The organism is Mesorhizobium sp. ESP-6-4, assembly GCF_020164735.1.
In the GTDB taxonomy this organism is placed as follows: Bacteria; Pseudomonadota; Alphaproteobacteria; order Rhizobiales; family Rhizobiaceae; genus Mesorhizobium.
The window spans coordinates 1-24,232 of the sequence record NZ_JAIUGS010000032.1; the positions used below are offsets into that span (position 1 = coordinate 1).

Below are 24,232 nucleotides of genomic sequence, written 5' to 3' on the forward strand. Positions count from 1 at the left end.
AAAACCGCCTCCCATGGCCTTCAAAAAACGCCTCATTAGCCCAACAAACAGAATTCACTCTCCCGTGCAAAGCCCTCACAAGGGGAGAAGGAGAAGCCTGGCCTACGCCCGCCCGATCATCACATGCGTGGCATCCGTCGTGGCAACGTGTTCCATGCACTGATACCCCAGCTTCAGCATATCGAGCCCGGCGAACAGATGCTCGCCCGAGCCGAGCAGGACAGGCGAGATGGCCAGATGCATCTCGTCGATCAAGCTCTCCTGCAGATACTGCCGAACGGTCGAGACGCCGCCGCCGACCCGCACATCCTTGCCGCCGGCCGCTGCCTTCGCCTGTTCAAGCGCCGAATGGATGCCGTCAGTAACGAAGTAAAAAGTCGTACCGCCTTCCATCTCGATCGGTGCGCGTTTGTAGTGCGTCAGCACGAAAGTCGGTACATGATAGGGCGGGTTGTCGCCCCACCAGCCTTTCCATTTGTCGTCCGGCCATTCGCCGCGGCTCGGCGCGAACATGTTGCGGCCGAGGATCCACGCGCCGACATTCTCGAAGCTGCGGACCGCAAAATCGTTGTCGGTATCCGTGGTCCCGCCATCTTTGCCGATCATCTGGTGGAAAGAGCGGGTCTTGATCATCCATTTGTGCAGATTTTCGCCACCGACGCCCAGCGGTGTGTCGAGGCTTTGGTCGGGACCGGCGCCGTAACCGTCGAGCGACAAGGTGAAAGCGTTGACACGCAACTTGGACATGGCTGCCTCCTAAACCAGTTGTAATTCGAAATCAGTCTTTGGGATAGCTTAACTGATTGCATATTGCAAGCGGTTTATTTCCATCGGGCTGACGACTTTCAGATGGGCCATCCTGCTGGCCCGGTTGTTCCTCGAGGCGATCTGTGACAGCGTTTCTCCGGTCAGGGTACGTTATGCCTGCGCGATGACCGCTCGACGCCACGATCAGAAGCTTGCCATACGGATGCTCACACCGCAGTTGTGGCCCACGCTCGAGGACCTGTTCGGGGAAAAGGGCGCGACGGCGGGATGCTGGTGCATGTACTGGCGCATCGGCGCCGGCTACCGCAAGCAACCGGCTGATCGCAACCGGTCGGCGTTCAAGACGGTGGTGGAAAGAGGACCGCCGCCAGGTTTGCTTGCGTTCGAAAGGGAAAAGGCCGTCGGCTGGTGTCAGATAACGCCGCGCAGTGCCTTGCCGCATCTGGGCAGGGTCTGGCGGCTGAGGGCTGGCGACGATGTGCCGGTATGGTCGCTGTCTTGTCTCTATATTCGCATCGGCTATCGCAGGCGGGGGATCGCCACCGCATTGATCGAGGGTGCGGTGGCGCTTGCCTTCAAGAGCGGCGCGCCAGCCGTGGAGGCCTATCCGATAGACGCGGAGCTGTCGCCCAGTGCGTCAAGCACCGGCTATGTCTCGACCTTCGAGCGCGTGGGTTTCGTCCGCGTGCCGTCTCCAACGAGGGAACGGCCAATCATGCGGCTTACCCGCACGAAAACGGAGCGGGCGTTCGAGGCTAGCCCCTCAGCATCTCCGCCACCACCGGCGCGAAATAGGTGAGCACGCCGTCGCAGCCGGCTCGCTTCAGCGCAAGCAGCGATTCCAGCATCGCCTTTTCGCCGTCGATCCAGCCATTGGCGGCTGCTGCCTTGATCATCGAATATTCGCCCGACACCTGATAGGCGAAGGTCGGCATCTGCAGCTCGTCCTTCAGCCGGCGGATGATATCGAGATAGGGCAGGCCGGGCTTCACCATCAGCATGTCGGCGCCTTCGGCGAGGTCCTGCTCGGCCTCGCGCACCGCTTCGTCCGAATTGGCGTGGTCGATGTAATAGGTCTTCTTGTCGCCCTTGAGCAGGCCGGCGGTGCCGACCGCCTCGCGATAGGGGCCGTAGAAGGCCGAGGCGAACTTTGTCGCATAGGACATGATCGCGACGTCCTGGAAACCGTTGGCGTCGAGCGCGTCGCGAATGGCGCCGATGCGGCCGTCCATCATGTCCGACGGCGCGATGATGTCGGCGCCGGCGGCGGCCTGGATGACGGCCGCGGCGGCGACCTGCTCCACCGTCTCGTCATTGACGACGATGCCGTCGCGCAGGATGCCGTCATGGCCGTGGCTGGTGAAGGGATCGAGCGCGGCATCGGTGATGATGCCGATCTCCGGCACCGCATCCTTGATGGCGCGCGTGGCGCGGTTGATGACATTGTCCGGGTCGAGGATGTGCGATCCCATCTGGTCGCGCAGCGCAAGCTCGACATTGGGGAAGGTGGCGATGGCCGGGATGCCCAGCTTGGCTGCGCGCTCGGCTTCCTTCACCGCGAGGTCGACGGACAGGCGATAGACATCCGGCATCGCGGCGATCGGCTCGCGCGTGTTCTTGCCGTCGATGACGAAGATCGGCCAGATCAGGTCGTTTACCGAAAGCTGGTTCTCCTGCACCAGCCGTCGCGACCAGTCGGCCTTGCGCATGCGCCGCAGCCGCCGGCTGCCGGTGATCTCATCGACGCTGCGCGCGCCGGCGGGCTTTGCGGGAGTGAACTTGTTCATCACCGAAACTCTCTTTTGCGCCGGCTTTTACCACGCGTCTCCGCTGCTGACCAATGCGACACGATTGTGCCAGGCACGCGCCTCACGGCTGCCCGTGCCCCGACAAGATCTGCGCCGCGCCCCTGATCGCCACACGGAACGCCTCGTCGAAGCTGACGCCGCGCGCCTGCCAGCGGTAGGTCCTGCCGCGATCGTCCAGCCGCCAGTCGGCGATCCAGCCAAGCTCCTTGTCGCTCCACACGATGCTGCCGGCGAGCGCCCGGGCCGCTCCCGCTTTCTTCGCGAGCTTGTCGAGCTTTGCCATATCGGCGGCCGCGAGCGCCTTTTCGTCAAGGCCGCCGAGCTGGCTGGCCTTTGGAAAGACAATGCGCATCAGCAGTGGACTTGTGGCGTTGGCGAAGGATTCCCTCATGGTCTTGCCCAGGTCCTCATCCGCCGTCAGCACGAAATGCCGCGAGCCCTGCTCGGCGGTCATGAAGACGGCGATAGGCGGCCGCTCGCCGAGCCAGGGCCTGCTGCCGAGTTGCGCCAGCAGCTTGTCGATGACAGCTGGCTTGTAGAGGCAGGTGAGATCATGCGGCCTGTCATGCGTGCCTTGCTCGTCATGGATCGGGATGCCTTCGAGCCGGTCGTGATAGCGGAAGGACTGCACGAAGTCGGCCGCCTTGTCGCGCAGAGCCAGCATCTCCGTCTTCTGCGTCAGGCGCTGGTCGCCCGAGACCTTGACCAGCACCTTGTCGAGGCAATCCTTGAAGCCGATCTCGCGATTTGCCTCGCCGGTGCCGGTGACGATCGCCTGCGCCTGGTAGAGCTCGGCGATTGTCGCGGCGCGGACGGGCAGTCCCAGACATAGGAGACCGACCAATCCAACCGCAAAGCGGAAAATTCCAGGCATGTCGGTCTGCTCGAAACCTGTCGGGCGCGGGCACAGTGCTTTGCCGGTTACCTAACATCTGGCGCTGCCGCCCGCCAGCGCAAGGAGCGCTCCCCAGTAACCGCCGCCATTGACGCGTCTCCATGCCGCCTTTAGCACTTCTCTCCCCCGGCGGGCGGAGAGAGGGATTCTCTGGTGATGGATTTTGGCGGAGGCGACGAGATCCGCTTCGAGCGGCTGGGCAGAGCGGGTGTGGTCACTTTGACCCGACCCAAGGCGCTCAACGCCGTCACGCACAACATGGTCAAGGCGCTCGGCAGGGCGCTCGACGCCTGGGAGCAGGACACGGGCGTCGGTGTCGTCGTCGTCAAGGCCGAGGGCAGGGCGTTTTCCGCCGGCGGCGACATCCTGCATATCTACGAGGCCGGCCGCGCCGGCGACCCTCCGGTCGATTTCTTCGCCGACGAGTACCGGCTCAACGCCCGCATCGCGCGCTTCAAAAAACCTTATATCGCTTTGATCGACGGCATCGTCATGGGCGGCGGGGTCGGCATTTCCTTCCATGGCTCGCATCGCGTGCTGACCGAAAACGCGCAGTTCGCCATGCCGGAGGTCGGCATCGGCTTCTTCCCCGATGTCGGCGCTAGTCATTTGCTGCCGGATCTCGACGGCTCCTTCGGCATGTATCTCGGGCTGACCGGAAATCGCATCCGCTACGGCGATGCGCTTTGGTCGGGGCTTGCCACGCACACCATCAAGGCGCAGGACCAGGCGGGGTTGCTCGACGCGCTGGCGACCAGCAACGATCCGGATGCCGAGCTGCGCAATTTCTCCGTCCCGGCAAAACGCGAGACGGAGCAGCAGGACCCGGATTCGATCGCACGCCATTTTTCGCAAAGCTCGCTTGCCGATATCATCGCCAGCCTCGAGGAGGCCGCCGCCGGCGATGCTTTCGCCGCCAGGACGCTTGCCATGATCAAGACCCGTTCGCCGACCAGCCTAAACGTCGCCTGGCGCGAGATCAGCGCCGGCTCGACACTGTCGATGGACGAATGCATGAAGATGGAGTTCCGCATCCTCAACCGCATGCTTGCCGGCCATGATTTCTACGAAGGCATCCGCGCCGCCATCATCGAAAAAGGCTCGAAGCCCGAGTGGCGGCCCGCACGCCTGGATGAGGTCCGGACGGCCGACATCGACGCCTATTTCGCGCCGCTCGGGGACAAGGAGCTTGTCCTGTGAGCGAGGTCACCTCCAGGCGCGTGGTGCTGCAGCCATCGACCACCGAGGTCATCTTCGCCTGGTTCCAGCGCGTCATCGCCGGCTACTGCCTGTTGTTCGGCATCCTCTATTGGATCCGCCTCATCGGCATTTATCCGGGCGAGATGTGGCGCTTCGACCTGATGCCGGTGCATTGGCAGGTGGCGGCGGCCATGCTCGCGGTGTTCTTTCCCTTCGCCGCCGCCGGCCTCTGGATGCTGGCATCGTGGGGGCCGGTGATCTGGTTCATCTGCGCCGCGACCGAGACGGTGATGTATGCCGGTTTCCCCGATCTCTTCGGCCACCGGCTGCTGATCGTCGTATCGCACGCCTGCGTGGCCTTGCTCTACATCGTCTTTCGCGTCACCATCTGGCTGCAGAAGCGCCGGCTCCGCCAATGAGCATGATGCCGAAAAGTGTGAAGCGGTTTTCGGACGACATCATGCTCCACCCATAAAGCCGGCCAAGGGCCGGCCTTCGGGGCCGATTTCGCGGCCCCGTTTCACTGGAAAATCAATTGGCTAAATCTTTAGGTTAATTGTTCTTGCTCGGGTGACCGATCGTTAAGCGTCTTCCGAAACCTCTTACCGGTAAGCTCTTGTTAGCCCTGGCGTTTAAGTCGAATTTTATGAGTATTCGATAGTGTCGCGATCAAGGTGAAAAACAAAAAATCACCAAGGCGACAAACGAGAGGCAAAGACAATGATCAATTCGCGTCCGGCGGCGAAGACCGCAAACGTATCCGACGATCGCCGCGAGGCTATCCGCTCGCTTTACATGGAATCGCTGCAGCTGGTGGAGCGTCTGCACCGCCGCCTGCTTGACGTGATCAAAGACGAGTTCGACCGCAACGGCCGTTCCGACATCAACGCCATCCAGGCGCTGCTGCTCTTCAACATCGGAAATTCGGAGCTGACCGCCGGCGAGCTGCGCTCGCGTGGCTACTATCTCGGCTCCAACGTCTCCTACAATCTGAAGAAGCTGGTCGACCTCGGCTTCATCAACCACCAGCGCTCGCGCATCGACCGCCGTTCGGTCCGCGTCTCGCTGACGCCGAAGGGCAACGAGGTGGCCGACGTCGTCGCCGGCCTCTATGAGCGCCATGTCGGCTCGATCGAGGCGGTCGGCGGCATCAACACCGACGAGTTCAAGCAGATGAACCGCGCGCTGCAGCGGCTCGACCGCTTCTGGAACGATACGATCGCTTACCGGATGTGAGCGCTTCGCAATTGGGGACGGGAAAGCCGCGCCGAAGAAGCGCGACCGGGAGAAGAGTACGGGATCGGTGCTTGAAGCGCACCGGTCCTATCCTTTTGGCGAAGGCGGGCATCTGCGGGAGTTTGACCGTCGCTCTGCGCATTGAAGCTCCGCGCCTGAAGGGCAGGGTGCTTACTTCGCAAGGACGCGCCAGCTCGCGCGATGCAAAAAAGCATCGCCGCCCTTCCTTTCACCTTGCCGCCGCATGCAAATCGCGGGCCAAGGCCACGTTGCCGCCATAATCGCGGTCAATGCGGTTTGTGAGTGACAGTGACGCTGCGGGCCTGTGCCTTGCGCTCCTTGGAATCTGCGTTGCGGCAGCGCGTTTCTGGCGGCCGACCGATGCGGGTCATGGTTGGCGAATTGTTAAGTTTGCCACCCCTAGAGTGCGGACAAGCCGCCCGGCAAGCGATTGAGCGAGAGCGATTACGCAAAGAATGTCTGCCATGAGAACCAGCCGCCGTTTCTTCCTTACCGGAGCCTCCGCGCTCGCCGCCGCATTGGTCGCCGGCCAGGCGAGCGCCCAGGACGTGATCGGGGACATCCTGAAATCCTCGACACGCGGCAATTGGGACGATCAGTTTGACGCGCGCGGCACCGACACCAACAAGGTCGCTTCGACGCTGCCGATCTTCAGCCTGCAGACGGTGGCCTTCACCGAGCAGGCGGTGGCGCAGTACCAGAACATCGTCTCCCAGGGCGGCTGGGAGCAGGTTCCGGCCACCAAGAAATTGCAGCTTGGCGACGACGATCCGGATGTCGTGCCGTTGCGCAAGCGCCTGATGGTCTCGGGCGACCTGCCGCAGAGCGCCGGCATTTCAACGGCCTTCGATTCCTATGTCGACTCGGCGGTAAAGCGCTTCCAGCTCCGTCATGGCCTGCCGGCCGACGGCGCCATGGGCAAATACACCTACGCCGCGATGAACGTGTCGGCGCAGGTCCGGCTCGGCCAGTTGCAGACCAACCTGCAGCGCCTGAAGGAAAAGGCCGGCACGCTGGGCGACCGTTACGTGCTGGTCGACATTCCGGGCGCCCAGGTCGAAGCGGTCGAGAACGACCGGGTCGTGCTGCGCCACACCGCGATCGTCGGCAAGATCGACCGCCAGACGCCGATCGTGAACTCGAAGATCAACGAGATCATCGTCAATCCGTACTGGAATGCGCCGGTCTCGATCGTGCGCAAGGACATCATTCCGCTGATGCGGAAGGACCCGAACTACCTCAAGGACAGCCACATCCGCCTGTTCGCGCCGGATGGCAGCGAGGTCGATCCGATGACCATCGACTGGTCGACGGACGACGCCGCGAAATACCGTTTCCGCCAGGATCCCGGCGCCGGCAACGCCATGGCCTCGGTCAAGATCAACTTCCCGAGCCCGGACGGCGTCTACATGCACGACACGCCGCAGCAGAGCCTGTTCGGCAAGCTGATGCGCTTCGATTCCTCCGGCTGTGTGCGTGTCCAGAACGTGCGCGACCTCGTCACCTGGATCCTGCGCGACACGCCCGGCTGGGACCGCCAGCATTTCGAGGCAGCGATCAAGACCGGCGAGAACACCCCGATAAATGTGGTCAACCCGGTGCCGGTTCACTTCCTCTATCTGTCGGCGTGGTCGACCGCCCCGGGCGTCGTGCAATTCCGCGACGACATCTACGGCCTCGACGGCGCCAGCGAGCTGCAGATCAGCTCCGCGCTTTAAGCATTCGATCTAAGAAGAAAAAGGCCGCTCTCGTAGCGGTCTTTTTTGTTCAGGCCAGCCGCAGGGTTTGATCAGGGATCGAACTCGGCTTCAGACTGGCGGGCATCGAGGCTGAGCGCGCCGAACTGCAGGCCATGCCTGGTCGCATCAACGACCACACGGCGTGCAAGCTGTTCACCGAGATCACCTTCTCCGAAACGACCTCAAGGGCGGCGAACCGCGGGATTAGAACCGGGTGCGCTTGTCTTGGCGCAAACCGGCCAGCAAATTTCGCGCCCCAAACGTGGCGGGCCGAAAACAACTGTGTTAATGCGCGGCGACCTCGCAGACCTCCGGCCCCAAGGGAAAGCAAGCCATGTCAAATGCCGCGGCAGCCTCCACCAAATTCGAATCCTTCTTCGAGACCACGCTTGCCGATGCCGATCCGGAAATCTTCGGCTCCATCCGCAATGAGCTCGGCCGCCAGCGCCATGAGATCGAGCTGATCGCTTCCGAAAACATCGTGTCGCGCGCCGTGCTCGAGGCGCAAGGCTCGATCATGACCAACAAATATGCCGAGGGCTATCCAGGCAAGCGCTACTATGGCGGCTGCCAGTTCGTCGACGTGGCCGAGGAACTGGCCATCGAGCGCGCGAAGAAGCTGTTCGGCTGCAACTTCGCCAATGTCCAGCCGAATTCGGGCAGCCAGATGAACCAGGCAGTGTTCCTGGCGCTGCTGCAGCCCGGCGACACTTTCATGGGTCTCGACCTGAATTCGGGCGGCCATCTCACTCACGGCTCGCCGGTCAACATGAGCGGCAAGTGGTTCAAGGTCGTCTCCTACGGCGTGCGCAAGGACGATCACCTGCTCGACATGGACGCGATCGAGAAGACCGCGCATGAGACGAAGCCGAAGCTGATCCTCGCCGGCGGCACCGCCTATTCGCGCATCTGGGACTGGAAGCGTTTCCGCGAGATCGCCGATTCGATCGGCGCCTATCTCATGGTCGACATGGCGCATATTGCCGGTCTCGTCGCCGGCGGCATGCATCCGTCGCCGCTGCCCCACGCCCATGTCGTGACCACGACGACCCACAAGTCGCTGCGCGGCCCGCGCGGCGGCATGATCCTGTGCAATGACGAGGAAATCGCCAAGAAGATGAACTCGGCGGTGTTCCCGGGCCTGCAGGGCGGGCCGCTGATGCATGTCATCGCCGCCAAGGCGGTGGCGCTCGGCGAAGCGCTGAAGCCGAGCTTCAAGGCCTATGCCGAAAGCATCGTCGCGAACGCCAAGGCGCTGGCCTCCAGCTTGCAGGAGACTGGCCTCGACATCGTCTCGGGCGGCACCGACAATCACCTGATGCTGGTCGACCTTCGTCCGAAGAACGCCACCGGCAAGCGCGCGGAGGCAGCCCTTGGCCGCGCCAACATCACCTGCAACAAGAACGGCATCCCATTCGATCCGGAAAAGCCGTTCGTCACCTCTGGCGTGCGCCTCGGCACGCCGGCCGGCACCACGCGCGGCTTCGGCCAGGCCGAGTTCCGCGAGATCGGCAAGCTGATCGCCGAGGTGCTGGACGGGCTGAAGGCGGCGAATTCCGATGAAGGCAACGCGGCGGTCGAGGCCGCTGTGAAGGCCAAGGTCACGGCGCTGATCGACCGCTTCCCGCTCTATCCTTATCTCGGTTGACCGGGCGCCGCGCGTCATCTTTTATCCTGCGCTTGCGCCGCTCCTCTGGGCGGCGCGGCTTACTGGAGATCCGATGATGCGTACTTCCCGTCTCGCCGCGGCTTTGCTTGGCCCGCTTGCCGCCTTCGCCGCCTCCGCCGCGATGGCTCAGGACGAAACCAGGCCGAATGCTGATCTGCCCGCCACCAATACTTTCGGCAGGTGGACCACCATCATCGATACGCTCGATACCGGGCAGGATGCGCACAAGACCTGCGCCGCCTCGACGGCTTTCCTCGACGGCAACGGCAATGCCGGATCCCTGACGCTGTCGATCTCGACCGGCGACGCGCTGCCGCCGGATGCCTATCCGGCCATCATGTTCATCATCGACAACAAGACCTTGCCGACCGGCGACAAGATCGCCGCGACTTTCGGCGACCCCGGCGTGAAGGTCGCCGCGACGGTCACCTCCAACGCCGCCGCCGGCGGCCGCCCGAGCTGGTTGGTCGACAACCAGGCCAAGACCAGCCTGACCTTGCTGCGCGCCATGCGCAAGGTCACCTCGCTCGATGTGACTTTCGGCAAACAGGCTGTCGCCAGCATTCCGATGGATGGCTTCACCAAGGCTTATCGCAATCTCGGCACGTCCTGCGGGTTTTCGACCAAGGACGTCGCGCCCTGACGTTGCCGGCCTTGGCAGGGCGCTGGCAATTGTGCTTGCGCCTCGCTATCTCTGATAGGAAGGCTCCGCGCTTTGCCATAGCGGCAAAACAAACTAAGCCTTCCGGCATCCTACAGAATCGCCAAACCGAAAGCTCCCATGCGCTGTCCCTATTGCCAGTCCGAAGATACGCAGGTGAAGGATTCGCGTCCCGCGGAGGATGGCGCGGCCATCCGCAGGCGCCGCGTCTGTCCTGATTGCGGTGGTCGTTTTACCACCTTCGAGCGCGTGCAATTGCGCGACCTCGTGGTTGTGAAGAAGTCCGGGCGCAAGGTGCCGTTCGACCGCGACAAGCTGCTGCGCTCGGTCGAGATCGCGGTGCGCAAGCGCAATGTCGATCCCGAGCGCATCGACCGCGCCGTCACCGGCATCGTGCGCCAGCTCGAAAGCTCCGGCGAAACCGAGGTTGCCTCGGGCGAGGTCGGCCGGCTGGTCATGGAGGCGCTGAAATCGCTCGATGACGTTGCCTATGTCCGCTTCGCCTCGGTCTACCGGAACTTCCGCGAGGCCAAGGATTTTCACGAGCTGCTGGGCGAATTGAAGGGCGACGAGGAGAAGACCGAAGAGGACGCCGGCTGATCATGGCGGGACCGCGACTGGACGAGGCCGCGCAGGCGGCCCTTGATCGCCGGTTCATGGCCGCGGCCATCAGGCTGTCGCGCCGCAATGCCGGCCGCACCTCAACCAACCCTTCCGTCGGCACCATCATCGTGCGCGACGATGGCGCCGGCCCGATGATCGTCGGCACCGGCGTGACGGCCGTGGGCGGCCGCCCCCATGCCGAAACCGAAGCGCTTGCCGAGGCCGGCGAGCTTGCACGCGGTGCTACGGCTTACGTCACTCTGGAGCCCTGCGCCCATCACGGCCGCACGCCGCCTTGCGCCAATGCGCTGGTCAATGCCGGCATAGCGCGCGTCGTCGGTGCGGCCAGCGATCCCGATCCGCGCGTCTCTGGCAAGGGCTACGCCATCCTGCGCGCCGCCGGCGTCGAGGTGGCGGAGAAGGTGCTGGCCACCGAGGCCGCCGAGCAGATGGCCGGCTATCTGACTCGTTCTCTGAAAAAACGCCCGGAAGTGACTCTGAAGCTTGCGCTTTCTAGCGACGGCAAGATCGGCCGCAAAGGCGCCGGACAGGTCGCCATCACCGGCGAGATCGCCCGGCGCGACGTCTATCTGATGCGCGCCGAGGCCGACGCCATCCTGATCGGCATCGGCACCGCGCTCGAGGACGACCCGGCGCTGACCGTGCGCCTGCCCGGACTGGAGAACCGCTCGCCGGCGCGCATCGTCCTCGATCGCCAGATCCGGTTGCCGGAGACGTCGAAGCTGGTCTCGGGCGTCGACCGCGTGCCGCTCTATGTCGCTGCTTGCCTGGAGGCCGATGCGCACCGGCGGGCGTCGCTCGAACGCGCAGGCGTGCACTTCATCGGCACGGAAACTTATGAAAGCGAGATAGCCTTGCCGGAGTTGCTGGAGGATCTGGCGGCACTCGGCATGGCCAGCGTTTTGGTCGAAGGCGGCGCCAGGGTGGCCAAGGCCTTCCTCGAGGAAGATCTTGTCGATCGCATTGTCCTCTTCCAAGGCCCGGACGCCATTGGCGAGGACGGCATTGCATCGCCCATCGACGCCGACCACATCCCGGCTGGATTTCGCAAGCTGCGTGACATGCGCTTCGGCGAGGACAGTTACGCCGAGTGGGTAAGACCATGAGCCCAAAAAGTGGGAACCGGTTTTTGGATAAGATCACGGTCAATACGAAAGACGCTCTCTGATGTTTACGGGAATTGTGACTGATGTTGGTACGGTTGCGAGCGTGAAGCCGCTGGCCGAAGGCATCGGCCTGCGCATCGACACCGCCTATGATCCCGAAACCATCGCGATTGGCGCCTCGATCTCTTGCGGCGGCGTTTGCCTGACGGTCACGGCGCTGCCCGAGCACGGCTCGAATGCGCGCTGGTTCGAGGTCGAGGCCTGGGAGGAAGCGCTGAGACTGACCACCGCGTCAAGTTGGAAGCCCGGCACCAGGATAAATCTCGAACGCGCGCTGAAGATCGGCGACGAACTCGGCGGCCACATCGTCTCCGGTCATGTCGACGGCACCGCCGAAATCGTCGAGCGCAAGGAGGAGGGCGATGCCGTGCGCTTCACCCTCGAAGCGCCGCGCAATCTGGCGAAGTTCATCGCGCCCAAAGGGTCGGTCGCGCTCGACGGCACCTCGCTTACCGTCAACAAGGTCGAAGCGACCCGCTTCGACGTGCTCCTCATCCATCATTCGCTGAGCGTCACCACCTGGGGCGAGCGCCAGGCCGGCGACCGCGTCAACATCGAGATCGACACCATGGCGCGTTACGCGGCGCGCCTGGCGGAGGCCGCGAAAGAGGGGCTCTGACTAAAAGCAGGTTGTGAGGGCGCGCCGTTCAACACTGCGTCCCGCTTCACTTCTGCTCGCGCCCCTCGTAAGCTTTTCACCTGGCCGGAGGGGAAAGCCATGACCAATCCGTCGCAACAAGTCATGAGGCTGGGTTTCGGATTTGCCGTGTCACAGGCGCTGCGCGTCGTCATCGAACTCGGCATCCCCGATCTTCTGGCCTCCGGCGAGCAGTCGGTTGAAGATTTGGCAGCCGGCACGAAGACGGATGCGGAGCCGCTCTATCGCGTCATGCGGCTTCTGGCGCCGGAGGGAATCTTCACTGAAGTTCGCCCTCGTCAATTTGCCTTGACGGAGGTCGGCGCGGCGCTTCGTTCCGATCGGCCCGGACCGCGCGACTTCATCCGGATGATCAACGGCGAGGCCTATCTTGCGTTCGAGCAGCTTCTGTTTTCCGTCCGCACCGGGAAGCCGGCCTTCGACAAGGTGTTCGGAAGCCCGAGATTCGATTGGCTTTCGGCCCACCCGGAACAGGCTGCCCTGTTTCAGCGAGCTATGGTTGCCCAGGGCCAAGGCAGCAACGAGGCGGTCGCCGACGCCTATGATTTCAGCCGATATACGCGGGTCGTCGATGTCGGCGGCGGGCATGGACAGCTTCTCTGGGCCATCCTTGCCCGTAATCCCCATTTGAGCGGGGTTCTTCTCGATCTCGCCTCCGGAGTGGCGGCGGCGCGCCAGGAGGCCGGGAGCGATGCGTCGCGCACCGACTTCGTCGTCGGCGACTTCTTCGACAGCGTCCCCGTCGGCGACGTCTATGTAATCAAGAAGGTGATCCACGATTGGGACGATGAACGCGCGGAGTTGATCTTGCGCCGTTGCCGCGAGGCTATGCCAACGCATGGCAGGGTGCTCGTGGCCGAGACGCTCGTCCCCGCGGGCGACGAACCGGCCCCGATCAAGGCGATCGATGTGGTCATGCTCGCGGTCACCGGCGGCCTTGAGCGGACCGAGGCGCAATACGCCAGGCTGTTCGAGGCCGCAGGGCTGAAGCTCGAGCGAGTGATCGACACCAGCGCACCGATCTCGGTCCTTGAGGCTTCGCCTGCCTAGCCAAACAAAGTACCGAAACATCTCGCTGTCCGGGACCTGAATCCTTCGAGAGATGGAGCGTTGGTGTCGGTCCGCCAATCTTCCGCTTGCGGTCAACCCGGCTTCGGCCTAAGTCACCGGCAACCCCCCGGAGACTTTTATGGCTGGCACATCCCAACACGGCAAAGCGTTCATTCGCCCGAACGCGAAGGCGCATCTGCTCATTGTCGAAGCGCGCTTTCACGACGATCTCGCCGACGCCCTGCTCGAAGGCGCGACAGGCGCGCTCGACGAAGCCGGCGCCACTTATGACGTGGTGACGGTTCCCGGCTCACTCGAAATACCGGCCGTTATAACCTTCGCGCTCGATGGAGCGGCCGAAGGCGGCACGCATTACGACGGTTTTGTTGCGCTCGGCACCGTCGTCCGCGGCGACACCTATCATTTCGACATCGTCGCCAATGAATCGAGCCGCGCGCTGATGGATCTTTCGGTGCAGGAGGCGATCGCGATCGGCAACGGCATCCTGACGACCGAGAACGACGCGCAGGCATGGGCGCGCGCGCGCAAGACGGAAGGCGACAAGGGCGGCTTCGCGGCGCGCGCGGCGCTGACCATGATCGCGCTCAAAGAGAAATTCGGAGCCCAATCGTGACCGATCCCGCCTCGACCGGTGCGGTGCGCCACGCCAACAAGCGTGGTGCCGCTCGTCTTGCCGCCGTCCAGGCGCTCTATCAGATGGATGTTGCCGGCAGCGGCGTCTTCGAGATCACGGCCGAATACGAAGCCTTCCGCCTCGGCAAGGAAGTCGACGGCGCGCTCTATCGCGAGGCCGACGCGCAATGGTTCCGCGCCATCCTGACCGGCGTCGTCGAGAACCAGAAGACCATCGATCCCGTCATCCGCCAGGCGCTGACCGAGGACTGGCCGCTGTCGCGGCTGGATTCGACGCTACGCGCCATCCTTCGCGCCGGCGTCTACGAACTGATGAAGCGCGAGGACGTGCCGGTGGCCGTCATCGTCTCCGAATATGTCGACATCGCCAAGGCATTTTACGAGGAAGACGAGCCGAAGCTGGTCAACGCCGTGCTGGATCGCGTCTCGCGCAGGGTTCGCGGCGAGGGACGCGGCAAGGACGCTTCGTGACAACCGCAACGGCCGCGTTCGCCGAGACCGGCAGGGAAGGGCGTCGCACGGCGGTGCTGCTTGCCGCAGCGCAGGCGATCGTCGGTTCGGCCGCGCCGATCGCCATTTCGCTGGGCGCGCTCGCCGGGCAATATCTGCTCGGTCCAGACAAGTCGCTCGCGACGGCGCCGGTCACCGGTTTCAATATCGGCGTGGCGCTGGGAGCATTGCCGGCCGCCGCCATTATCCGCCGGCTCGGCCATCGCGGCGGCTTCATGACAGGCACTGTCGTCACCGCGCTCGGCGGCCTGGTCGCGACGCTCGCGCTCTTTCAGGCAAGTTTCTGGCTGTTCGCCTTCGGCCTCTGCGTCATTGGCGTCGGTGGCGCTTTCGTCCAGCAATTCCGCTTCGCGGCTGCCGACAACGCGCCGCCGGAGTTCAAGGCGCGCGCCATCTCCTTCGTGCTGGCCGGCGGCATCATCACTGCCGTCCTCGGGCCGCAGATCGTCATCTACACGCGCGAATTGCTGGCCCCGGTGATGTTCGCAGGATCCTTCGCCTCGATCCTGCCCCTGGCGGCGGTTGGCGCGCTCATCCTGTCGTTCCTGCGGGTTTCCTCCCGGACCGGCGCCGTCACTGAAACCGCTGCAAGCGATGCCCGCCCGTTGATTGAAATTGTCGCCCAGCCGCGTTTCGTCGCCGCGTTGTTCTGCACCGTCGGCAGCTACGCGCTGATGAGCTTCGTCATGACCGGCGCGCCGCTCGCCATGGTCGGCTGCGGTCTGTCTGAAGACAATGCCACGCTTGGCATCTCCTGGCACGTCATGGCCATGTTCGGGCCAAGCTTCTTCACCGGTACGCTGATCCATCGCTTCGGCGCCGAGCGCATCGTCGCCACTGGCCTTGTCCTGCTGATCGGATGTGCTGCCGTGGCGCTTTCCGGCTTGGCGCTCTGGCAGTTCTGGACGGCGCTGATCTTGCTCGGGCTTGGCTGGAATTTCGGCTTCATCGGCGCCACCGCAATGGTCGCGGCCAGCTACCGGCCGTCCGAGAAGAGCAAGGTCCAGGGTTTCCACGACTTCGTCCTGTTCGGCTCCGTCGCATTCGCTTCGCTGATGTCGGGCGCGATCTACAACGCCTGGGGCTGGACCATGCTGAACTGGATCGTCTTCCCGGTCGTCGCGCTCTGCTTTGCCGCGCTCGGCACGTTGAAGTTGGTGGGCGCTCCCAAATCTTGAAGAAGGCGCCCGACCAGCTCTTCCGGCCTCTTGAACAACCTGCCTGAACGACCGGCGTCAGGCATCCGGGGGGAGCACCTGCAGGACCCGCGCGATGAACATGTGGAACTCCTGCATATAGTTGCGCAGGAATGTCTCTGTTGACGCCACCGTCACCTCGCCATCGTCGGTGATCAGCCCCGGGGTGAACTGAATGTAGGCTTCGGGCGAGTTCATCTGGGGCGCGTTGCAGAAGCTGAGCACGCTGCGCAGGCTCTGTTGGGCGACCGCGGTTGCGATCGCGCCCGGCGATGTTCCGATGACGGCAGTCGGTTTGCGGGCAAAGGAGTTCTTGCCGTAGGGCCGGCTGGCCCAGTCGATTGCATTCTTCAGGCCGCCGGGGATCGATCGGTTGTACTCCGGCGTGACGAAAAGCACCGCCTGGACGGATGCGATGGCTTTCTTGAACTCCAGGGCGACAGGCGGGAAGGCGGCGTCATAGTCGTAGCTGTAGAGCGGCAAGTCCTTGAAGGGGATTTCCGTCATCTCAAGTTCCGGCGGCGCCAGTTTGACGAGAGCCTTCGCAAGCTTGCGGTTGATGGAGCCCTTGGCGAGGCTGCCGATGAGGTAGCCGACTTTGTGCTTGGCCATGACACACTCCTGTTTTGGCCGCCGACCCGCCTTTCCCAATATTTCGCAAAACAGGGTAAGCCGCCAGCCGGCCTTAGGTCGGCATCGCGCTATGTCGGGTGGAACAGTGCTTTTGTCGGATCGAACAAAATTATTGCGCCTGTCCCCCAAGTTATGAAACCGTGTACCCCGACTGCCCGTCATAGCCGTGCTCATATACAGCCACCGATTAATCGGTTCACAGCAAGGGATTTCACAATGTTTTCAATCGGAAAGCTCGCCGTAGCAGCCATTGCGCTCGGCCTTGCCACTGCCTCGGCCAGCGCCCAGGTGGTCGTCTCCTCGAAGATCGATACCGAAGGCGGGGTGCTGGGCAATATCATCCAGCTCGTGCTCAACGCCAACAACATCAAGACGACCGACCGGATCCAACTCGGCGCGACGCCCGTGGTGCGCAAGGCGATCACCGCTGGCGAGATCGACATCTATCCCGAATATACCGGCAATGCCGCCTTCTTCTTCCAGAAGGCAGACGATCCGGTCTGGAAGGACGCCGCCAAGGGCTACGAAACCGCCAAGAAGCTCGACTATGATGCCAACAAGATCGTCTGGCTATCGCCGTCGCCGGCCAACAACACTTGGGCGATCGCGCTGCGCAAGGAAGTGGCCGACGAGAACAAGCTCGTCACCTTGACCGACTTCGGCAAATACGTCGCGGGCGGCGGCAAGGTTGTGCTGGCGGCCTCCGCCGAGTTCGTCAATTCGGCGGCGGCGCTCCCGGCCTTCCAGACGACATACGGCTTCACGCTGAAGCCGGATCAGCTGATCACGCTCTCCGGTGGCGATACCGCGGCGACCATCGCAGCCGCCGCCAACCAGACCAACGGCGCCAACGCCGCCATGGTCTATGGTACCGATGGCGGCATCCAGCCTTCCGGCCTCGTCGTGCTCGAGGACGACAAGGCTGTGCAGCCCGTCTATCAGCCCGCACCGATCATCCGGGAAGAGGTCCTGAAGCAGCATCCCGAGATCGAGACGCTGCTGAAGCCGGTCTTCGCCAAGCTCGATCTCGTCACGTTGCAGGGGCTCAACGGCCGCGTTCAGCTGGGCGGCGAGCCGGCGAAGGGGGTCGCGGAGGATTTTTTGAAGAAGAACGGGTTTTGAAGTAGATCGCGGCATAATAAGTGCGAGCTGGAGAGGTGCGGTTGGCAGAACTGCTAATCTCCCCCCTTGCGGGGGAGATGTCCGGCAGGACAGAGGGGGGTGCTGTCCCGCCGGCCTTTCAACCTGTCAAAGGCAGGTCCTTCTGCAGGCTAGCTTTTGATCCAACTCGAATTCGAAGGCTGGCGTTCCTTCACAACCCCCTCTGTCCTGCCGGACATCTCCCCCGCAAGGGGGGAGATTGGATGTCGCGTAGGCTTTCGCCGATCTCCAAGGCCGCAATGTTTGCGAAGCCTCTGCTTCGTTATTCGTCGGTGGGTCGATGATCATCCGCCTCGATAAGCTCGGCGTCGTCATTGCCGCGATCGTGGCCTACGCCGCGTTCCTCGCCCCGTTCGCAACATTCCGCGCCAACCGTATCGTGCCGGGGCAGGCGCGCTCAATCCTCGAAGCGCTGCCGTCCACGCTTGGCATGCTGTTGCTGGCGATAGTGACAGCGGCCGCGATCGTCGCCCTGCTCAGGACGCCGTTTTTGCTCAGGCTGATCGCCGGCGTCGTGGCGCTGGTCGCGCTATCGGTCCTGATCGGTGTTGCCGGCGGTTTTCTGACGCCCGCCGGCAACACCTTCGCTCGCGTCTCGCCGGCCTCCGGTTTCTGGCTGCTGATCTTTGCCTTCACCTTGCTTCTCGCCGATGTGCTGACCAGGCTGAACCTGTCGCCCGGGGCGCGCGTCGGCGTGCTGGTGCTGGCCGCTTTGGCCATTGCCGCGCTGCTCGTTTCGGGACGTTGGGACAGTCTTTCCATCCTCAAGGAATATGCCGGCCGCGCCGACAGTTTCTGGGCTGAAGCTTCCAAGCACGTCACGCTGGCGCTTGGTTCGCTGGCCGGCGCGGTCGTGGTCGGGATACCGCTCGGCATCTTGTGCCATCGCGTCGAGAAGCTGCGGGCAGGGGTGCTCAACGTGCTCAACATCATCCAGACCATTCCGTCGATCGCGCTCTTTGGCCTGCTGATCGCGCCGCTCGGCTGGGTCGCCCTGCACGTGCCGGGTGCCGCCGCGGTCGGCATCAGGGGCATCGGCACCGCGCCGGCCTTTGTCGCGCTGTTCCTCTATTCGCTGCTGCCGGTGGTGGCCAACACCGTGGTGGGACTCGCCGGCGTGCCACGCGCCGCCAACGACGCCGCGCGCGGCATGGGCATGACCGATCGCCAGCGCCTCTTCGATGTCGAGTTCCCGCTCGCCTTTCCGGTGATCCTGACCGGCATCCGCATCGTGCTTGTTCAGAACATCGGGCTTGCCACTATCGCCGCGCTGATCGGCGGCGGCGGCTTCGGCGTGTTTGTTTTCCAAGGTGTCGGCCAGACGGCGATGGATCTGGTGCTGCTCGGCGCGCTGCCCACCGTGGCGCTGGCCTTTGCTGCGGCGATCATCCTCGACGCGGTCATCGAGATGACCGCCACCAAGCGCAGGGTTGAAACGGCATGATCGAGATCGAAGGCATCACCAAGCGCTATGACAGTACGACTGTGGTCGATGATGTTTCGATGGTCATCGAGCCTCGAACCGTCGCAACCATCGTCGGCACGTCGGGGTCCGGCAAGACGACGCTGCTCCGGATGATCAATCGGCTGGTCGAGCCGACCTCCGGTGTCATCAAGCTCGACGGTGCCGACAACCGCTCGGTGCCCGGCTATCAGCTGCGCCGCAGCATCGGCTACGCCATCCAGGGGCATGGCCTGTTTCCACACCGCACGGTAGCGCAGAACATCGCCACCGTGCCGTTGCTGCTCGGTTGGGACCGAGACCGCATCAAGGCGCGCGTCGACGAGTTGATGACGCTCTACCAGCTCGATCCGCAGGCTTACGGGCCGCGCTACCCGCACGAGCTTTCCGGCGGCCAGCAGCAGCGCGTCGGCGTTGCCCGCGCTTTGGCCGCCGAGCCGAACGTGCTTTTGATGGACGAGCCCTTCGGCGCGCTCGACCCGATCATCCGCACCAAGGCCCAGGAGGATCTGCTGGCGATCCAGAAGCGCTTCGGCACCACCATCATCCTCGTCACCCACGACATGGAAGAAGCGGTGCATCTGGGCGACAAAATAGCCGTCATGGATGCCGGCAAGCTGGTGCAATACGCAAAGCCGGCGGAGATTCTGGCCAGGCCTGCGAACGGCTTCGTCGAGACACTGGTCGGCGCCAGCGAAAGGCCGTTCCGGCTGCTGTCGCTGGGGCCAGTGCGCGACGCCGTGGAGCCCGGCAGTGCCGAAGGCGAGGCGATCCCCGGCGAAGCCACGCAGCGCGACGCCCTGGCCGAGCTCTTGTGGTCGGGACGCCCGGCGCTGCCGGTGAAAGGCGCCGACGGCAAGCTGCTCGGCCGCGTCACCATCGAAGGCCTGGTCAAACGCGCGGCGAGGCCGCAATGAAAGCCCGGCTGCCTGCGATGCTGAGGCTGGCTGTTCTCTTGCTGCTGGCGGTCTTCATCACCAGCCCGAACTGGTTCGAGCCGCTGCTGAAACCGCTGACCGAGAATGGTGCGCCGGCGATCTACAACCAGGGCAGCCTGCTGACGCTGACATTGCAGCATCTGCGGATCGTGCTGATGGCGACAGTGGCGGCGACGATCGTGGCCGTGGCTTTAGCCATCCTGGTCACCAGGCCGGCCGGCGCCGAGTTCCTGCCCTTGTCGCGCAGCCTGGTCAATATCGGCCAGACCTTCCCGCCCGTTGCCGTGCTGGCGCTTGCCGTGCCGGCCGTCGGCTTCGGCGAAAAGCCGACGCTGATAGCGCTCTTCCTCTACGGCCTGCTGCCGATCTTCGAGAATGCGCTGACGGCGCTCACCACGCTGCCCGGCAACGTGATGGAAGCGGCGCGCGGCGCAGGCATGACTGGCTGGCAAAGGCTGATGAAGGTCGAGCTGCCGCTGAGCGCCCCGGTGATCCTCGGCGGCATCCGGCTCTCGGTGGTCATCAGCCTCGCCACCGCGACCATCGGCTCGACGGTTGCCGCCAAGACGCTCGGCGAGGTGATAATCGCCGGCCTGATCTCGAACAACCTTGCCTTCGTGCTGCAGGGCGGTCTGATCGTCGCGGCGCTTGCCGTGCTGATCTATGACGGCCTGTCGGCGATCGAACGCTACGCCGCGCGGCGTATGGGGCAGGGGGCGGAGTAGCTGGTTGGTCGGCAATACCCGGCGTCATTTCAATCGATCTAATTCGAAGCCTGCGCCGACACAGCTATTGGCACCATCGTCTTTTGGGCGAAAGCCGGGCAAAAACCGAACAATATCTTGACGTTCCAAGCCCTGTTTCGCATACACCCCAGCCAAGGGGTGGATTCCGCATGCGGCATCCATCTCCGTTCCAACGGCCCAGGGAGGGGTTCTTTTGGGCCATCAATCGAGGAAAATCCGGCAATGACCATCATTACCGCCGTCATCGCCTGCGGCCTGCTGTCAGTTCTGTACGCCATCTGGGCGACACGTTCGGTCCTTGCGTCCGATCAGGGCAATCAGCGCATGCAGGAAATCTCCGCCGCCATCCGCGAAGGCGCCCAGGCTTACCTGGCGCGCCAGTACACGACCATCGCGATCGTCGGCATCGTCGTTCTCCTGCTTGCCTGGTGGCTGCTTTCGATCACCGCCGCCATCGGCTTCCTGATCGGCGCGGTGCTCTCGGGCGCCGCCGGTTTCATCGGCATGCATGTCTCGGTGCGCGCCAATGTGCGAACCGCGCAAGCCGCTTCGAACAGCCTTGCCGCCGGCCTCGACATCGCCTTCAAGTCGGGCGCCATCACCGGCATGCTGGTAGCGGGCCTGGCGCTGCTTGGCGTCTCGATCTACTACTTCATCCTGACCGGCCCGATGGGCCTGCAGCCGAACGACCGCGTCGTCATCGACTCACTCGTCGCCCTCGGCTTCGGCGCCTCGCTGATCTCGATCTTCGCCCGTCTCGGCGGCGGCATCTTCACCAAGGGCGCCGACGTCGGCGGCGATCTCGTCGGCAAGGTCGAGGCCGGTATCCCCGAAGACGATCCGCGCAACCCGGCCACCATCGCCGACAATGTCGGCGACAATGTCGGCGACTGCGCCGGCATGGCCGCCGATCTGTTCGAGACCTATGCGGTGACCGTCGTCGCCACCATGGTGCTCGCCGCCATCTTCTTCGGCGGTACCGCGATGCTGGGGGCCGCGATGCTCTATCCGCTGGCCATCTGCGGCGCCTGCATCCTGACCTCGATCGTCGGCACCTTCTTCGTCAAGCTGGGTTCCAACGGCTCGATCATGGGCGCGCTCTATAAGGGCCTGATCGTCACCGGCCTGCTGTCGATCGTCGGCCTCGCCGCCGCTACATCGGCCACGCTCGGCTGGGGCGAGGTCGGCACGGTCGCCGGCATCGTCATCACCGGCAAGAACCTGTTCATCTGCGGCCTGATCGGCTTGGCTGTGACTGGCTTGATCGTCGTGATCACGGAATACTACACCGGCACCAACAAGCGTCCGGTGAACTCGATCGCTCAGGCGTCGGTGACCGGCCACGGCACCAACGTCATCCAGGGCCTCGCGGTCTCGCTGGAATCGACGGCGCTGCCGGCCATCGTCATCGTCGGCGGCATCATCGCCACCTATCAGCTCGGCGGCCTTTTCGGCACAGCGATCGCGGTCACCACCATGCTCGGGCTGGCCGGCATGATTGTGGCGCTCGACGCTTTCGGCCCGGTCACCGACAATGCCGGCGGCATTGCCGAAATGGCCGGCCTGCCCAAGGAAGTCCGCCACTCGACCGACGCGCTCGACGCGGTCGGCAACACCACCAAGGCGGTGACCAAGGGCTACGCCATCGGCTCGGCCGGCCTCGGCGCGCTGGTGCTGTTCGCTGCCTACTCGAATGATCTCAGGTTCTTTGCCGCCAATGGCGATAAGTACCCCTACTTCCAGGGCATGGGCGAGATCTCGTTCGATCTCTCCAACCCGTATGTCGTCGCCGGCCTCATCTTCGGCGGCCTGATCCCCTATCTGTTCGGCGGTATCGCGATGACCGCCGTCGGTCGCGCCGCCGGCTCGATCGTCGAGGAAGTGCGCAAGCAGTTCCGCGAGGACAAGGGCATCATGGCCGGCACCTCGAAGCCGAACTATGCGCGCGCCGTCGACATCCTGACCAGGGCGGCGATCCGGGAAATGATCATTCCGTCGCTGCTCCCGGTGCTGGCGCCGCTCGTCGTCTATTTCGGCGTGCTGCTGATCTCGGGCTCGAAGGCCTCGGCCTTCGCGGCGCTCGGCGCCTCGCTGCTCGGCGTCATCGTCAACGGCCTCTTCGTCGCCATCTCGATGACCTCCGGAGGCGGCGCCTGGGACAACGCCAAGAAGTCGTTCGAGGACGGCTTTACCGACAAGGACGGCGTCAAGCACCTGAAGGGTTCGGAAGCGCACAAGGCCTCGGTCACCGGCGACACCGTCGGCGATCCCTACAAGGACACCGCCGGCCCGGCCGTCAACCCGGCGATCAAGATCACCAACATCGTCGCGCTGCTTCTGCTCGCCGTGCTCGCGCACGGCTGATTGCGGCTATTCCACGACAAAGCCCGCGGGAGCGATCCCGCGGGCTTTGTGTTTCGGCATGACATCATGCATTCCGGAGGCACTCAACCGCCTTCCGGCCTTTCGCCGCCACGGCGATAGCGGGCCAGCAACGCCTTGGCGTCTGGCTCTCGTTCGGGCATCGGCGGCAAGCCGCGTGTCCGGCGCAACATGGCAATGAACGCGCCGCGGCGATATAGGCGACGGAAGGACCGCGCCCGCGGATGTATGCCAAGCATCGCCAGAAGCCTGCGTTTGAGATAGCGGAAGCGCTTGAGGGGGGCGGGTTCCTCGGCGTTGCCGAGAATCCTGACCCGCAACGCGTCTGGAGCATCCATCGCGTCCATCAGTTCTTCCTGTTCCCGCGCCGTATCTCGCGCGTAGCTGCCTTCGCGCTTGCCCGAATGCAGCATGAGCACGGTCAGATGGGGCATTGTCGCAATCACCGCACCCTTGCGCCAGGCACGGAACAGCCAGTCCTGGGAACTCTCGCAAACGCACTGGCTGGCCGGGCGCCATGGCCCAAGCCTTGGCAGCGACGCGCGCCGGATCATTTGCGCGGAGCCGAATCCGACTGTGGTGACTGGGTCATAGAAGCCGTCCCGGCCCATTCCGAGGATCATATGCCTGGAGCCTTTGCTCGCGGACGACTCGATGACTGCACCTCGGGCGATCACCACATCGGCACCGGTGGCGTCGATCCAGCCGCACATGGACGCCAGATGGTCGGGAAACCACAGGTCGTCATGGTTCAAGATGGCGACGAAGCGGCCGCGGGCCCGGGCAAAGCCGATATTGTTCGGACCCGACTGCTCGCCGAAGTTCACGGGAAGGTCGATATAGCAGATGCGGGCGTCTTCGAATGCAGCGACCATGGCCGCGGTGTCAGGACGGCACGCGTCGCCGATGACTATGGCCTCCCAGTCCTGCAGGGTCTGACCAATGAGGCTCTTCAGGGCCTGATGCAGCACCGCCGGACGATTGTGCGTCGCTATCACGATCGAGACCAGCGGTTCGATCGGTCCGATTGGCGCGCCTTGACCGGCCTGTTCCAC

Annotated in this window: 24 protein-coding genes; 19 read left to right on the plus strand and 5 right to left on the minus strand. The window is 63.9% G+C overall.

Translation table 11 applies throughout. The features are described 5' to 3' along the window. Positions 1 to 102 precede the first annotated feature (102 nt). On the minus strand, positions 103 to 747 hold the full coding sequence (locus tag LB523_RS28590) for a dihydrofolate reductase family protein (protein WP_224609436.1): 645 nt from the start codon (positions 745 to 747) through the stop codon (positions 103 to 105). Between the two features lie 124 nt (positions 748 to 871). Here LB523_RS28590 and LB523_RS28595 point away from each other — a divergent pair, with 124 nt between their 5' ends. Then, on the plus strand, positions 872 to 1,567 hold the full coding sequence (locus LB523_RS28595; protein ID WP_224609441.1) for a GNAT family N-acetyltransferase: 696 nt from the start codon (positions 872 to 874) through the stop codon (positions 1,565 to 1,567). Here LB523_RS28595 and hemB read toward each other — a convergent pair. Beyond that, on the minus strand, positions 1,524 to 2,555 hold the full coding sequence (gene hemB, locus LB523_RS28600; RefSeq protein WP_224609444.1) for a porphobilinogen synthase: 1,032 nt from the start codon (positions 2,553 to 2,555) through the stop codon (positions 1,524 to 1,526). The two genes, LB523_RS28595 and hemB, sit on opposite strands and share 44 nt — an antisense overlap. An 82-nt stretch (positions 2,556 to 2,637) precedes the next feature. Further along, entirely contained in the window at positions 2,638 to 3,450 is an 813-nt protein-coding gene (locus LB523_RS28605; RefSeq protein WP_224609447.1) for a DUF2066 domain-containing protein, read from the minus strand. A gap of 177 nt (positions 3,451 to 3,627) precedes the next feature. Between LB523_RS28605 and LB523_RS28610 the strand changes: the two genes are divergently transcribed. The 13 genes from LB523_RS28610 (at position 3,628) to LB523_RS28670 (ending at position 15,837) form a co-directional block, all read left to right on the plus strand. Next, positions 3,628 to 4,671: an enoyl-CoA hydratase/isomerase family protein gene (locus tag LB523_RS28610; protein WP_224609450.1), complete on the plus strand. Its 1,044-nt coding sequence runs from the start codon at positions 3,628 to 3,630 to the stop codon at positions 4,669 to 4,671. Further along, positions 4,668 to 5,090: a DUF6163 family protein gene (locus LB523_RS28615; protein WP_095767691.1), complete on the plus strand. Its 423-nt coding sequence runs from the start codon at positions 4,668 to 4,670 to the stop codon at positions 5,088 to 5,090. The genes LB523_RS28610 and LB523_RS28615 overlap by 4 nt, the downstream gene beginning before the upstream one ends. A 301-nt stretch (positions 5,091 to 5,391) precedes the next feature. Further along, positions 5,392 to 5,907: a transcriptional regulator LdtR gene (gene ldtR, locus LB523_RS28620; RefSeq protein WP_040983294.1), complete on the plus strand. Its 516-nt coding sequence runs from the start codon at positions 5,392 to 5,394 to the stop codon at positions 5,905 to 5,907. Positions 5,908 to 6,392: 485 nt separating this feature from the next. Beyond that, the gene (locus LB523_RS28625; protein ID WP_224530705.1) at positions 6,393 to 7,646 is read left to right on the plus strand and encodes a murein L,D-transpeptidase; all 1,254 of its coding nucleotides are present in this window, start codon (positions 6,393 to 6,395) and stop codon (positions 7,644 to 7,646) included. Positions 7,647 to 8,001: 355 nt separating this feature from the next. Beyond that, a complete protein-coding gene (glyA, locus tag LB523_RS28630) occupies positions 8,002 to 9,315 on the plus strand; it encodes a serine hydroxymethyltransferase (protein WP_224609453.1) in 1,314 nt (437 codons plus the stop codon). Between the two features lie 76 nt (positions 9,316 to 9,391). Then, positions 9,392 to 9,979, plus strand: a complete 588-nt coding sequence (locus tag LB523_RS28635) for a hypothetical protein (RefSeq protein WP_411966508.1) — start codon at positions 9,392 to 9,394, stop codon at positions 9,977 to 9,979. Positions 9,980 to 10,117: 138 nt separating this feature from the next. Further along, positions 10,118 to 10,597, plus strand: coding sequence for a transcriptional regulator NrdR (gene nrdR, locus LB523_RS28640; protein WP_140541281.1), 480 nt, complete (start codon positions 10,118 to 10,120; stop codon positions 10,595 to 10,597). A 2-nt stretch (positions 10,598 to 10,599) separates the two neighbouring features. After that, entirely contained in the window at positions 10,600 to 11,727 is a 1,128-nt protein-coding gene (gene ribD / locus LB523_RS28645; protein WP_224609459.1) for a bifunctional diaminohydroxyphosphoribosylaminopyrimidine deaminase/5-amino-6-(5-phosphoribosylamino)uracil reductase RibD, read from the plus strand. A 61-nt stretch (positions 11,728 to 11,788) separates the two neighbouring features. Continuing rightward, a complete protein-coding gene (locus tag LB523_RS28650; RefSeq protein ID WP_224609462.1) occupies positions 11,789 to 12,406 on the plus strand; it encodes a riboflavin synthase in 618 nt (205 codons plus the stop codon). A gap of 99 nt (positions 12,407 to 12,505) precedes the next feature. Next, positions 12,506 to 13,495: an acetylserotonin O-methyltransferase gene (locus tag LB523_RS28655; protein WP_224609465.1), complete on the plus strand. Its 990-nt coding sequence runs from the start codon at positions 12,506 to 12,508 to the stop codon at positions 13,493 to 13,495. 139 nt (positions 13,496 to 13,634) lie between these two features. After that, positions 13,635 to 14,129: a 6,7-dimethyl-8-ribityllumazine synthase gene (locus tag LB523_RS28660; RefSeq protein WP_224609468.1), complete on the plus strand. Its 495-nt coding sequence runs from the start codon at positions 13,635 to 13,637 to the stop codon at positions 14,127 to 14,129. Continuing rightward, positions 14,126 to 14,620 carry a transcription antitermination factor NusB gene (gene nusB / locus LB523_RS28665; RefSeq protein ID WP_095767684.1) on the plus strand — a complete coding sequence of 165 codons (495 nt, stop codon included), beginning with the start codon at positions 14,126 to 14,128 and terminating at the stop codon, positions 14,618 to 14,620. Before LB523_RS28660 ends, nusB begins: the two co-directional genes overlap by 4 nt. Next, complete coding sequence (locus LB523_RS28670; RefSeq protein WP_224609471.1) at positions 14,617 to 15,837, plus strand: MFS transporter; 1,221 nt, start codon at positions 14,617 to 14,619, stop codon at positions 15,835 to 15,837. Before nusB ends, LB523_RS28670 begins: the two co-directional genes overlap by 4 nt. A gap of 57 nt (positions 15,838 to 15,894) precedes the next feature. Here the strand turns inward: LB523_RS28670 and LB523_RS28675 are convergent, their stop codons facing one another. Next, the gene (locus tag LB523_RS28675) at positions 15,895 to 16,467 is read right to left on the minus strand and encodes an NADPH-dependent FMN reductase (RefSeq protein WP_095767682.1); all 573 of its coding nucleotides are present in this window, start codon (positions 16,465 to 16,467) and stop codon (positions 15,895 to 15,897) included. A 237-nt stretch (positions 16,468 to 16,704) separates the two neighbouring features. On the opposite strand from LB523_RS28675, the gene LB523_RS28680 reads away from it, so the two are divergent. The 5 genes from LB523_RS28680 to LB523_RS28700 all read left to right on the plus strand — a co-directional run bounded on the left by LB523_RS28680 (position 16,705) and on the right by LB523_RS28700 (position 23,159). Next, entirely contained in the window at positions 16,705 to 17,610 is a 906-nt protein-coding gene (locus LB523_RS28680; protein WP_224609474.1) for an ABC transporter substrate-binding protein, read from the plus strand. 319 nt (positions 17,611 to 17,929) lie between these two features. Continuing rightward, positions 17,930 to 19,093: an ABC transporter permease gene (locus LB523_RS28685; protein WP_224609476.1), complete on the plus strand. Its 1,164-nt coding sequence runs from the start codon at positions 17,930 to 17,932 to the stop codon at positions 19,091 to 19,093. Next, complete coding sequence (locus tag LB523_RS28690; RefSeq protein WP_224609479.1) at positions 19,090 to 20,028, plus strand: ABC transporter ATP-binding protein; 939 nt, start codon at positions 19,090 to 19,092, stop codon at positions 20,026 to 20,028. Before LB523_RS28685 ends, LB523_RS28690 begins: the two co-directional genes overlap by 4 nt. After that, positions 20,025 to 20,774 carry an ABC transporter permease gene (locus LB523_RS28695; RefSeq protein ID WP_224530674.1) on the plus strand — a complete coding sequence of 250 codons (750 nt, stop codon included), beginning with the start codon at positions 20,025 to 20,027 and terminating at the stop codon, positions 20,772 to 20,774. The genes LB523_RS28690 and LB523_RS28695 overlap by 4 nt, the downstream gene beginning before the upstream one ends. Before the next feature lie 243 nt (positions 20,775 to 21,017). Then, positions 21,018 to 23,159, plus strand: a complete 2,142-nt coding sequence (locus tag LB523_RS28700) for a sodium-translocating pyrophosphatase (RefSeq protein ID WP_224530671.1) — start codon at positions 21,018 to 21,020, stop codon at positions 23,157 to 23,159. An 83-nt stretch (positions 23,160 to 23,242) separates the two neighbouring features. Here the strand turns inward: LB523_RS28700 and LB523_RS28705 are convergent, their stop codons facing one another. After that, positions 23,243 to 24,232 (minus strand): glycosyltransferase family 2 protein, encoded by a 990-nt coding sequence (locus LB523_RS28705; protein ID WP_224609482.1) that lies wholly within the window; start codon positions 24,230 to 24,232, stop codon positions 23,243 to 23,245.